This is a genomic window from Mesorhizobium sp. WSM4810, from assembly GCF_055811235.1.
Genome location: NZ_JBVVQV010000012.1, coordinates 151,477 through 163,973 on the forward strand (window position 1 = coordinate 151,477; position 12,497 = coordinate 163,973).

A 12,497-nucleotide genomic window follows, 5' to 3' on the forward strand; every position below is an offset into this window, starting at 1 on the left:
AGCGGGTCTCTCAGGCCGGCAATATAGAATTGGCCATCGCGCACCTTTTGTTCGGCAACGATGATGCCCGGCTGGGTTCCCAGTCGCGACACATAGGCCTGCCAGTGCTCCGCCGCGCGTGCTTCGGGGCTCACATCACGAACCTTGGAGATGTCGAATACCGGTCCGCCTGCCTCAAGCTGTCGGGCCGCTGCGCGTGCCCGATCTATCCAGGTGTCGGGAGCGTCACCCTCGGCAACGATGCGATCCTCGACGATCGAAAGCCGAACCGATTTCGGCGGGGTCAGCGACGCCGTCAGCCGCTTCAGCACGAACTCCGGCTCAAGGCTCTGATAGAATTGCCACTGCGAATGAACGCGGGCGGGATCGACCTGGGTTCCGGACAACAGCGACTGCGGGTCGGCGGCAAGCGGGTCTCTCAGGCCGGCAATATAGAATTGGCCATCGCGCACCTTTTGTTCGGCAACGATGATGCCCGGCTGGGTACTCAGCCGCGACACATAGGCCTGCCAGCGTTGCCCGGATTGCCAGGAAAGAAAGAACCAACCGCCTGCCGGAATCAAAACCAGCAGGACTGCAGCCACCACCAGCCACGGAAATCCCTGGTTTGAGTCCTCCTGCTTCAGTTCAACGCAGGATTGCAACTGCGTCTCTATGCCGGCCAACTGCGAACTGTCGCCGTCAAACTGCTCTAAAGCCTGGGAGTATTCATCATGGATGCGAAACAACACATCGCGAACGATTTCATGTAATTCCTCTGGCGGATTTCCCCGGATCACCGCGACCAAGGTCGCAAACGGTCCAACTTCCGACCAGAGACGAAGCTCTCCGAAACGGATAGTGTCCAGGCCGCTTTGTTCTCTCTCGTTAAATGAGTCTTTCACAAAATCTTGAATAGCACTAAGCATCGAAGAAATGAGTTGAGGATCTTCGCTCGTTGCATTATCGGCTGTTACATGCGCTATCAAAATCCCGGAATTGCGGTTGATGAGAAATACATGCTCTACACGATAGACAAGAGAATGCTTAAGAACAACTTCTGAGAAGCTTGCACCCGTTCTCCAAGCTTCAAATCTCCACTTGAGCCCATGCCAGGTAAATATATGTCTTAGAGTTTCATTCAGCGACTGAAAGGTCTGATCGATCTTTTCCCCGATCGACTTGCGAATTGCCGGCAGAAACACCGGGTATAATATATCCGTAAGCGTGCGCGGGCTCTTCTGGATGGACCGCTGCACGGCCCTCTCGACAGCTGGCGCAAGGGCCTCGCCGAGTTGCGCATGAGGCGCACGTGCGGCTGCACTGGGGAGAACACCCCCCACTGCAGCCGCAAGCTGCTCAGGTTCGTCGAGCAGGTGCGCAACTCGTGAAAGCTCCGAAATTTCGCGGCCGACCAGCAACTGGCGCAGCGTCTCCATGCGAGGATCGGCGGTTGGAACTCCGTAGAGACGCGCACGGTAGTCCGGATCGACGTTCCGAGCAATTTCGACCAAAAGATTAGCCAGAGCCTCGCGATCAATCTCTGGATCGTTCGAAGCTGCTCTTTGAGGAAGGCTGATTGGGTCGACGGTCGACGTCAAGTTCCGATCAACTCACTTTCCAGCTGCGTTCCGAGTTGTGCTTGCTGCCGACGGGATCCTGATTTAGACATTTTGCAACCTCGACAAACAGGCCGGCCAAAAGATTTCGGTCGGTCTTGACGTTGCTGAGATCGGAAAACATTTTCTCAATCAGCATCTGAATGCTTTCATTCTTTTGCTTGATTTCCTCACGCAGCAATTGATCGCTTCGATTTATCCGGTCCGCGACTTCGCGCTCAAGCTCGCTCAATTGATCCGACAACGCGCGCACCTGCTTTTCAAGCGCCTGATTTTGCTCGCGAAGATTCCGGTCAATCTCCTTGTCGGCCTCCGCTCGTGCATCTTTTTCGTTCCGCAATTGCGCCGCGAGCGATTCGACCTGCTTCTTTGCATTCGACTCGTACATTTCAAGATTGCGCTTGGCCTCGGATTCGACATCCTTGAAGCGCTGCAAGAACCGTTCTTCAAGCTTGGAAAAACGGCGGTCGTAGTCCTGCATCTGGTTGCCGAACAGCAGATCACGTATCTTGTCGACACCTACAGCGTCGCCGGACACCCCGCTCTCGCGGGCCTGGACCCCCATGAAGGCCAGCCCGTTTCCATCTGCATTGCTTATCAGATTTTCGTCCGCTTTACTTGCCGAAGAAGCGGTACTCGAAGATTCCTTAGCCATCCTTATGCCCCTTCATTTGAACACCTGCCACAGTGCAAAACCCAAAAACGCCCAAACATGTCAGCAAAATAGCCGGATCGCAAGCCGGAATCTTCTTGGCTTAAGCCAATTCGTGGGTCCCTTTTACATCTCTTGACTAGCGGCAAATGAACGGGTTCCGAGTTACGTCGCTCGCACATCTCTTCGTGATAGCAGGCATAACCGGCTAAGCTAATCGACCATTTGACGAAATCTACTATAGAAATTAGTAATACAATGTCAGTCTATAGCTACTTGGAACTCAATTAAGTAGCGCATATTCATTAGAAGTATCTAAAATAGCGGGTCTGGCGGTGCACATACTGTCTCGCACCCGGCTGTATACTGCGACGATCAGCTTCCGATGCGGGCCCAACGGTAGAAGGAAGGTCTTGTTTCGCACGGAGAGTGGCTGTTCGAGAATGCACCTCGGAATCGAGGCGTTGCGGTCGATAGCAGGGGAGCAATAGTCCCAATCACTGCAGTCATTCCCCCCAACGCTTCAGTGGGCTTGCATCTATTGCGTCCCGATTGCAAAAGACGTCAGGTTGCCATAGCTATTGCACGATGCCAGGGACCGCAGCTCGTGGTCATGGCGCCGACTCCGGGGATCGACGACATGAGTATGCGGCATGCTTGGCCTTGACGTCCCTCTGCGACAGCTGGCGCCCAAGCTCGGCGGCACGGATGCGAATGCTGCGCCCGGCTTCCAACATCGGTAGCACGACAGGAGCAAGCTCGCTCTGCAGCCAAATGGCGGCGTCGCGGCGGCTCGGAAGTGTTCGCAGGAGACTGTTTGGACGCAGTGTCGCTGAGGACCGTTTCCTTTGGCAGGAAATCGCCGGCTATGTTTCGGGACTCTTGTTCTACCTTCGAACCAGGCGCGGGTAAGACGGCGTGGCGCATAATCCCTTGGTTTCAATCGTGGTTCCTGCGCACAACGCGGAGGTAACGCTGCCGCGCGCACTCGATTGCCTTGTCGATCAGGAAATAGTGGATTGGGAGGCGATCGTCGTCGACGACGTCTCCACGGACGCCACCGCCGCGATCATCGCCGGCTATGTGGAGCACGATGCCCGGTTTCGGACGTTGAGCGCTTCTGCGTATAGCGCCGCGGGCGCGCGCAATAGCGGGATTTCGACATCGCGCGGACGTTGGCTCATGTTCCTGGATGCGGACGATTGGGTGGACGCCGGCTTCCTTGCGAAAATGCTGGCCGCGCTTGAAGCCGCGCCCGATGCGGTCACCGCCTATTGCGGTTCCCGGCGCGTGATGCCCGATGGCGAACTCACCCCGTCGAGCATCCCGACGGAGGTTGCGATCCAGCCCTTCGAAACATTCGCGCGCCGTTGCCCCATCCGCACTCACGCGCTGCTCGTCGACCGGAAGACAATTGTCGAGTTGGGCGGCTTCGATGTTTCGCTGCGCACCTGCGAGGACTGGGATCTGTGGCAGCGCCTGGCACGTCTAGGCAAACGTTGGGTGATGGTCGACGAGTCGCTCGCTTTCTATCGGACCAGTCCCAACTCGCTCACCCGCAATTCGACACAGATGCTGGCCGATGCGGAAATCGTGATCGCCCGCGGCTTTTCTCCTGATCCCAGGGTCAAAAAGCCAGCATCGGCTCATGCCAATGGTGCGATCGAAACGAACGGCCGCACCGCTTCCGAAGCACTCGCGTGGTTCGCGTTGTGGAACGCCGCGTCGGATTGCGGCAGCGGCCGCTGCTCGATCAGCCCGCAGACCCTGCGCGCGCTCCCGGCAGGACGTAAGTGGGCGCGTGAGATCGCCAAGGTGGCCTTCGATGGCCTTATGGTAGGAAGCCTATCGGTGCCAGCGCAATTGGCTGCCAGATGGGACAGGTTCGGCGGCTCCCTCACCGAGTTGATCACCGAACTCGGCAAGGTCTGGGACGATCCCGTCGCGGGTCGCCGCGTCCAGTATCACCTTGAGGAAATGCTTCTCGACTTCGACGATCTTGCCGCGCCGCGCCGGCTGGCGCGGACGCTTGGAATTCGCGTCGATATTCGAAATCCGACCTCGATCGAACTTCCGGAAGGAATCGACCAAATTTATGCCTATCTGATGATGGATGGCCAGATCGAGGCTGTCGTGCAGTTCGGCGTACTCGGGAAAGTGACAAGGCGCCATTGGATTGAATTGGCCCGGGATTTCGTGCCCCCTGAGCGGCTTATACACAGTGCCGCGCGGCTTGCGAGGCGACCGCCTGTACGTGCCCCGCAACAGGGCGCCCGTGCCGACATGTCAGACATATCTGCAGCCGAGGCATTGTTGTCCATCGCCGGACGCCGGTCCGATCGGCACAGCCACTTCGGCAAATTCGCGCGGTTGGCCGCGGAAGCGCGGAGGCTGGTTCGGTCGAGCGCCGAAGCTACAGAGCCGCTTGCACCACCGCGCCGTGCATCGGCTGCGGATGGGCACGACGATGATCGCAGGTCGTTCTGGAATCGCCGTTTCGCGACCGAGGATCCCTGGAACTACGGTTCGTCCTATGAGCAGGAAAAGTATGAGCGGCAGCTCGAAATTCTGCCTGCCGGTCCGATCGGACGGGCGCTCGAGCTGGCCTGCGCGGAGGGGCACTTCACGCGGCAGCTGGCGCCGCGAGTGGCCCATTTGACCGCAACCGACATCTCCGCCGTCGCTATCGGGCGAGCGCGCGCGCGATGCAGCGATCAGCCGAATGTTGAGTTCGGCGTACTGGATTTCTGCGCGGACACGCTGCCTGGTGAGATGGACCTGATCGTGTGTTCGGAAGTGCTCTACTATCTGGATGATCTCGCCGAGTTGCGGCGCATCGCCAAAAAAATCGTCGAGGCATTGGCGCCTGGCGGCAGTTTCATCAACGCACACGCATTCGTATTACGCGACAATGTTGAAAGGACCGGCTTCGACTGGAACACATTCGGTGCACAAGCGATCTCAGAGACGCTGGCAGGGACCGAAGGCCTCGTCCTCGATCAATCGATCCAGACCGAGCTCTATCGCATAGACCGCTTCCGCCGCCTGTCACCGGACGAGGTGGCGACGGAACCGATGATCGATCATGCGCCAATCCGCGCGCGCCTCGAAATCGGCGTCGCGCGAAATATCGTCTGGGGCGGGGCGCGGGCCCTGCGCCGCGACGTTGCGCGTAGCGAGCGGCGGCAGCGTATCCCTGTCCTCATGTATCACAGCGTCGCCGATGAAGGTCCGGCCGCGCTCGCCCGTTTTCGGCTCACGCCCGCCGCATTCCACAGCCAGATGGCATGGCTGCGCGCCAATGGGTTTCACGCGATTAGGTCCGAGCAGCTGGAACGGTTCATCGCCAGCCGTCAACCTTTCGCTGGCCGCCCAGTGCTCATCACCTTCGACGACGGCTTCCAGAACTTTGCCGACCATGCCTGGCCGATCTTGCGAGCGAACGACCTGACCGCGGAAGTGTTCCTGGTGACGGACCTAGTGGGTGAAAGTGCACTGTGGGACGCCGACAGCGGTCCGCCGACACAGCTTATGGACGCCGGGACGGTGCAACGCCTCGCCGCCGAAGGTGCGTTCTTCGGAAGCCATCTGGCGACGCATCGCGCCATCGATGGTCTGTCGAGCTCCGACCTGGCCGCCGAGCTCCTGCGCTCTCGCATGTTCATCGAACGGTGGACCGGTCGGCCAACCACGGCGTTCGCGGCACCCTTTTCTGTCACCGACCGACGGCTTGGCCGGCTGGCCAAGGAGTGCGGCTATCGGATCGGCTTCGGCGGCAGACACGGGCCGGCGGACCTCGATTGCGATCCCATCGACCTTCCGCGCATCGAGATTCGCGGGGATCGCTCACTCGATGACTTTGTAGCCAAGGTCGAGGCCGTGCTCGAAGAACGGTGAACTCGTCTCGTCAGTGTCATTTCAGTGTCCCGCCCGTTTACCTTACCTCGTTCGCAAGTCTATTGGGCGACTTGGGACACGGCTGACATCAGCTCCTGCGGGCTTGGCGCCCCAAACATGTATCGCCCACCCTCTGGAACCTCCGTGAAGCTCCAGCGGACGATCCCCTGCCGGTCCAGCAGGAACTGACCGACCAGTTGTCCGTGTCCCGTTGCCACCATCTGCTCGTCGGCTTCGGTCACTTCGTAATGGTCCATCTTGTTGAGGATTTCGGTGGCCGCAATAGGATCCATAGGACCGGGCAACTCGCCTGGTACGTCGACCCGCATATCCTTTACCGCTGCCATCGAGACCTTGTACGGCCAGTTCGTCTCGTTTTGGGTGAATTCGAGATTGGGCAGTCCAAAAGCACGATGTGAAGCGCGCTCAGGGTCGGAGGCCGCAAGCAGATTCGGCATCGGGTGGTAGCGGAAATAGAGGCGCGCCCGTTCGATCGGGGTGTTGACCACCGTCAGGCTCTCCACGCCCTTTTCGCGCAGCTCCGGATCAAGCCGCGCCTGGGCGGCGATATAGCGCCGGCAAAACGCACAATGCAGACCTCGAAACAGGCCGACCAGCACCGGTTTTTGTCCGCGATAGTCGTCAAGCGCGATCTTGCCTTCCTGGGTAATGGCGTCGAGTACCAAGTTCGGCGCACGGTCGCCCGGTTGAAGCGGTACCAAGTCACTACGCGCGGACATTTCCAACCTCCAACCCGGCTAGTCGAGAAAAGGCAGCACCACAAGCGCTTCCGGGTCGAGCCCGTGCTGGGCGCATATGCCCTGCGCCAGGGAAAAGTAGCGTTCGGCCTCGGCCAGATTGTCGAGGTCGAGATTAAGCGTTGCGAGACCATCATAGCACGGAAACAGCAGTTGGGGTTCGCCCGTTTCGCGGGCTACGTCCAGTGCTTCGTGGAACAAGCCGACCGCCAGTTCCGGACGGCCGTGGCACTGGTGGATCTGCCCAAGCACGATCAACGGCACCGCCAGGTGCTCGCGCTGGTCGAGCGCCCGGTCGATCTCGATGGCCTTCTCGGCAGCAGGCACGCCCTCCGTTGGACAGCGATCCGTGAAAGTACAACAAGCGACAGCCAGATTGGCGAGAAGGCGCGCCTGGAAACCCAAATCACCAATATGGCGCGCCACTTCAAGACCGCGCCGACAGACCTCCATCGCCTGTGCCGGATCGATAGTCGTGTAAAGCACGCCGAGATTGGTGTAGCCGCGACAGGCCGCGCCCAGTAGACCGGCGGCTTCGGCCAATTCAATGCTACGCTCAACCTGTCGCACGGCTTCACGGCTTCGCCCAAGGCGAGCCAGCGCAACAGCCTTGGTATTAAGTGCCTCGGCGGTCACAAGAGTGGCATCACATCCTACCTCGGAGACATGCTCCGTTGTCAGAGTGCGTACGCAATCCAGCGCCGCGTCTGCCCATTTTACCGCGAGAGCGTGATCTCCGCTACGGAACGCCTGTCGGCCACGTTCTTGCCAGAGTTGCGCTTGCTCGATCGGAGCATCCGCTCCATCGAGGAGCGCTGCCGCTTCAGCATAGCGGGATTCTGCGTTGTCCCGCTTGCCGACGTCCCAGAGCAGCCGACCGATCTTACGCAAAACTCGCGCCGAAGCGACACGATTGGCTGACTCGCGGTATGCCTGCAACACCGTCTCGTAGTGGTGGTGCGCGATCTCGCGGCGGCCTACCGGGCCGCTCAAATCGGCAATGCGCTCTGCAATTGCCAGTTTGAGCGGTGTTTGCCCGATCGCGCCCAACGCAGTCAGTGCTCGATCGTAGAAACGAAGGGCGTCGTCGTTGGCGTATATCATGCGAGCGCGATCGCCCGCCGCCTGCAGGTAATGCGCGCCCTTCTCCCGCTCGGCGCTCTGTGCGAAATGATAACCGAGCACGGTCAAATCCTCGAGCCGTTCCGGCTTGTCGCCGCACAGTTGCTCCAAGGCAGCGCCGACCCGCCCGTGGATGTCGGTCCGGCGTTGCAGGAGCAGATTCTGGTAGATCACGTCCTGCAGCAGTGTTTGCGTAAAGCGGTAGCCTTGCGACGAGACCGAGCCTGATCCGGCAATTTCCTCGATGATTTCCGCATCGCAAAGCAGTTCGCAGCCGGCTTCTAGCCGGCCAGGGTCGGCTGTGACGGTTTTCAGAAGTGTGGCATTGAAGCGCGGGCCGATTACCGCGGCTTCCTGGGCCAACCGGCGCGCCTCTTGGGGCAGCCGGTCGACGCGAGCAAGCAACATTGCCTGGATAGTGGCGGGAATGCCGGTTGCCACTTCGCCTGCCACAGTCCGCCATCGCTGGCCCTCGCGCATCAGTACACCGCGATCGATAAGGCCGCGAACGATCTCCTCTACAAAAAAGGGGTTGCCGCCCGCGCGCTCGAGGATCTGGTCGAGAAGCCCTCCCGCGGAGTTTACCCAGCTCTCGCCGAAAAGCGCCGCCAGCAGGCTGCGTCCGTCATCGCTGTTGAGGGGCGAAAGCCTCAGCGCTGTGTGACTGACCCGACTTGAGTCGAGCTGGTCATTGTCCGGCGCCGGACGATGCGTGACCAGCACCATCAACCGCGTGCGCACTAACCTGTCCATCACGAAACGTAGTGCCTCGAGCGACACGGCGTCGGCCCAGTGCAGGTCTTCGACGACAATCAACAGCGGCGACAACGCAAGCCGCCGTTCGATGATTGTGCGGACTGCGTAGAGAATTTGCCGCCGCAGCTGCTCGGGCTCGACATGCTGCAAGGTGGTATCGGGGTCGCCAAGGCCAAGCACATGGTAGAGCAAAGGCATCAGCCGCTTCGCCTCCTCGCCCTGCAGGCCGAGATCGGCAAGCAAGCCTGCGAGCTTCCCCCGCATTTCGTCCCCATTGTCGTTTTGCATCATCCCGGCAGCGCTGCGCACCACTGCGCCCAAGGCGCCAAATGATTGTTCGCCCAGCGGTGAGCACGTGGCCTGCCGCACGGCGACGTTGCGAAAACGATCCTCGTCGCCGACGCGGGCGACGAACTCGTTCACCAGCCGCGATTTCCCGATACCGGCTTCTCCGACGAGGCGGACAAGTTGGGCCGAGCCGCCGCACGCCTGGTCAAGGCTCGCCAGCATTCTATTGAGCTCCGCACCACGACCTATTATCGGCGCACTGAGGCCGAGCGCCTCGAGCCCACGCGCTGCACGCGGCGCCGCAAGCGGTGCATCCAGTCGATGGACGAGCACACTGCCAGCCTTGCCGCGAAGCACGACATCACCCAGCGACTCGTAAGAGAAGGCGTGCCGGGTCAGCCTGTGAGTGAGCTCGCCTACCAGCACCTCACCCGGTGCGGCCAGCGATTGCAGGCGTTGCGCCGTATTCACTGTATCGCCGGTCACCGAATAGGATTTGGCGGTGCCGACGCCCAATCCGCCAGTGACGACCGGACCAGTGTTTATGCCGATATGGAGCGACAGAGGCGAGCCGGAGTGGGGGGTGCTTTCGCCGAGCCGCGCCGTCCGGGCGATCATGTCGAGAGCGGCGCGAAGCGCACGTTCCGGATCGTCCTCATGCGCGACCGGCGCACCGAACAAAGCGAGCAGTGCATCGCCGATGAATTTGTCGACGAAACCGCCAAAGTTTCGCACGGCCGCCGTCAATTCCTTGAACAGTTCGTTCTGCAGCGCTTGCATGACCTCGGGGTCGAGCTGCTCGCTGAGTGTTGTGAAGCCGCAAAGGTCGGCGAACAGGACCGTTACCGTCCGGCGATCGGCGTCAGAGACGGGATACTGCCCATCTTCGCTTTCGATGTTCGGAAGCAGCGACGGAGTTCGAGAAGGCTGCACAATGGTCCGGCTTGGCGTCGGAGCAGGCCGTTCGACGGCTTTTGCGGGCGCACCGACGCTTGCCCCACATTTCGGACAGAACTCGAAATCAGGTGCGCAGCGGTAGCCGCAACTGGCGCATGGCACGGGCTGGCGCCTGCCACACCTCGGACAGAAAGCGTAACCGCCCTCAACCTCGAAACCGCAGCCCGAGCAGTCCATCGAACAAGACCTCACTAGGGGCCGTGACGGCGTGATCTCGCTACGCACTTCACGGCCAAGGTTCACAAGAATGAACCGATAGCCGTCGACCAGCAAGCGGCAGCGCAAATGGGCATCGAGCGATCCGTGTGGGTCCGGTGGCAGAGCGCTGCCGATCGAGGGCGGAAGCCGTCGTCGAAATCCCGAAAGGCATCAGCGTCGAGGAAGCGGCCGGATCAGACGCCAGAGGCTCACCGATAGATCGCCGTCGCTTGCGGTTGCGCACCAGAAAATCAACCTGAAGTAGGCTCAGTTCTCCTTGATCTCTGCCTGGCCGATCTTGCGCCATCGGGCGTTTTCGCGAACCAGCTTCAGGTCGTCGGTCGCCTCGGCAAACGTCCGCAAACGGTATTGCCGGAGCAGGGCCGGGAAGAGCGCCCCTTCCGGCAGGCCGGCAAGCTGCTCGCGGACCGAGATCTTTTCGTCGATGACCCGCATGCCCCAGGCATTTTCCCGAACCTGCAATTCCGCAGCCAGATCGCGCTCTTCCGGCGCGTTTTCATCTAGCGCAGCCAGCAGGATCGAGTGGAAAAGCGCTACATAACCAATCTGTCTCAGGCCGCCCACAACCCGCACGCGCGGCAATATGGCAAGGACCAGGAACATCAGGAACAAGTTCGGCAGCAGCACGCCGTCCAGCAGCGCCTGCCTGAGATGCGGCCGCTCGAACGGAATGGAAAGACCATGCGGCCTGCCAGGCTCGATCAGGTGCCCGTTCTCGAGGACGAGCTTGCGCACGCGCTCCTCGCGGATGCCCCAGAAATAGGCCGTGGCATTGGGCAGGAACCTGCCAAATGGGCTCGATGCGGCTGCTTGCAAGGCACGTTCGAGACGCTGGCGCCTTGCGGGCTCAAGGAGCAGCCTGGAAACAAGGCTGCCGTCATGTTCCAGATGCCGCGCCATGGCAGCCGCGGCGAGCCGATCATCGATGAAAATCGGCTGGGCCATGCCGGAACGATCCCAATCGGCGACCAGATCCTCGTTGAGGGCTATCAGCGCATCGGCGGCGGTTCCAAACACCTTGTCCTGGCTGGCAAGCAGTGTACCCAGCCAGCGGCTGGCATCCGTTTCGTCGCCCACCGCTTCGAGCGCGCGCTTGTTGAGGGAGACGGGACCGGCCACGCAGGCGCTTTTGCGGCACAGTTTGTGGCGCCCCATTCCAAACAGGTTAACCTTGTCGTCGCCGACATCGAGCCATCCCGGCCCCTCCCGGCCAATTGTCTCCATGGTCATCGTCGTTCCCATGAAGCTGAAGAAGGCCGACAGCCCGTTTTCGACCGCGCCGAGCCAGGCAAGCAGGAGGGCATCGAAGGTGATCCGGTCCATCAGAAGCAGGCAGTGCAGGCCGGACTGAATCACCGGTCTGTGCTCGAATTCTTCGAGGGCCTTGCCGATCTCTTCGGGCTGCATGAACACCTCAAGGCGCTGATGCAGGACTTCGCGCAGGATCGAGCGGGCAGCGATTGCCGGGCCCGATGCAGGCCTTGCCACCGGCCGCCACACATGGCGGGCATAATCTGAAACCGGCGCATTCCAGTTCTGCTCGATGTCACGCACGACTTCCGGGCAGAGCAGCGACAGCACCGCCAGAATTTCCACCGGAGGCGTAGGGGTTGGGTCAAAGACGGCGGTCATTGGTCCCGTCTAGCCGCTTGCGGTGCAAACGCCAAGGGAGACCAGACAACAGCGGATATCAGAACCGCAGCCGGGCCATGCTCAGGAGGTCGTGGTACTGCCCGTCGGTAAACCCGGCCTTCACATGCCGGCCTTCGACCTCGAAGCCGTGGCTTGTGTAGAGACGGACGGCCGGCTCGTTGTCGGCAAAGACGGTCAATTCGACTCGCTTCAGGGCGCGCCAGTTGTCGGCCACGTCAAGCAGCGCGCCAAGTATGGCAGAGCCGATACCCTTGCCGACAAAGGCATCGTCAAGCCCGATATTGATCTCGCCGATATGCGAACGGCGCGGCGAACCCTGCACGACCAGGCTGCCATGGCCGACGACCTTGCCGTCCAACTCGGCAACGATCCAGGTGGTTTCCTGGCCGGACTTGGCGATGCGCCGCTCCACCTGCTCCACCATCTCGAAGGGCATCCTGAGCGTGCCCCAGCGGAAGCCCGGCATGTTGAAGATAGCGCAAAGCGCCTCCGCATCGCTTAGCCGGACGGACCGGAGCTGCGGCTGGATTTTCTTTGGGGATGGCGAGGTCGTGCTGGTCATGGCTTTCCCGGCAAAGGCGATCGGCCCGGCACGAT

6 protein-coding genes and 1 pseudogene are annotated in these 12,497 nt (G+C 60.8%); 1 reads left to right on the forward strand and 6 read right to left on the reverse strand.

The genetic code is table 11. The annotated features are described in order from the left end of the window. Both AC0L3O_RS18960 and AC0L3O_RS18965 read right to left on the reverse strand, forming a co-directional pair. Positions 1-1,580: pseudogene (locus AC0L3O_RS18960) on the reverse strand (OmpA family protein); the annotation flags it as partial. Positions 1,581-1,587: 7 nt separating this feature from the next. Beyond that, a complete protein-coding gene (locus AC0L3O_RS18965) occupies positions 1,588-2,253 on the reverse strand; it encodes a coiled-coil domain-containing protein (RefSeq protein WP_031254520.1) in 666 nt (221 codons plus the stop codon). Between the two features lie 915 nt (positions 2,254-3,168). On the opposite strand from AC0L3O_RS18965, the gene AC0L3O_RS18970 reads away from it, so the two are divergent. Beyond that, positions 3,169-6,147, forward strand: coding sequence for a trifunctional glycosyltransferase/class I SAM-dependent methyltransferase/polysaccharide deacetylase (locus AC0L3O_RS18970; RefSeq protein ID WP_031254518.1), 2,979 nt, complete (start codon positions 3,169-3,171; stop codon positions 6,145-6,147). Positions 6,148-6,206: 59 nt separating this feature from the next. Here AC0L3O_RS18970 and AC0L3O_RS18975 read toward each other — a convergent pair whose 3' ends face one another. The 4 genes from AC0L3O_RS18975 to AC0L3O_RS18990 form a co-directional block, all read right to left on the reverse strand. Further along, positions 6,207-6,887, reverse strand: coding sequence for a redoxin domain-containing protein (locus AC0L3O_RS18975; RefSeq protein WP_023797979.1), 681 nt, complete (start codon positions 6,885-6,887; stop codon positions 6,207-6,209). Positions 6,888-6,905: 18 nt separating this feature from the next. Next, positions 6,906-10,205 carry an ATP-binding protein gene (locus AC0L3O_RS18980; RefSeq protein WP_287259416.1) on the reverse strand — a complete coding sequence of 1,100 codons (3,300 nt, stop codon included), beginning with the start codon at positions 10,203-10,205 and terminating at the stop codon, positions 6,906-6,908. 288 nt (positions 10,206-10,493) lie between these two features. Continuing rightward, positions 10,494-11,879, reverse strand: a complete 1,386-nt coding sequence (locus AC0L3O_RS18985; RefSeq protein ID WP_473535940.1) for a hypothetical protein — start codon at positions 11,877-11,879, stop codon at positions 10,494-10,496. A gap of 58 nt (positions 11,880-11,937) precedes the next feature. Next, the gene (locus AC0L3O_RS18990; protein WP_128168936.1) at positions 11,938-12,462 is read right to left on the reverse strand and encodes a GNAT family N-acetyltransferase; all 525 of its coding nucleotides are present in this window, start codon (positions 12,460-12,462) and stop codon (positions 11,938-11,940) included. Between the last annotated feature and the right edge of the window lie 35 nt (positions 12,463-12,497).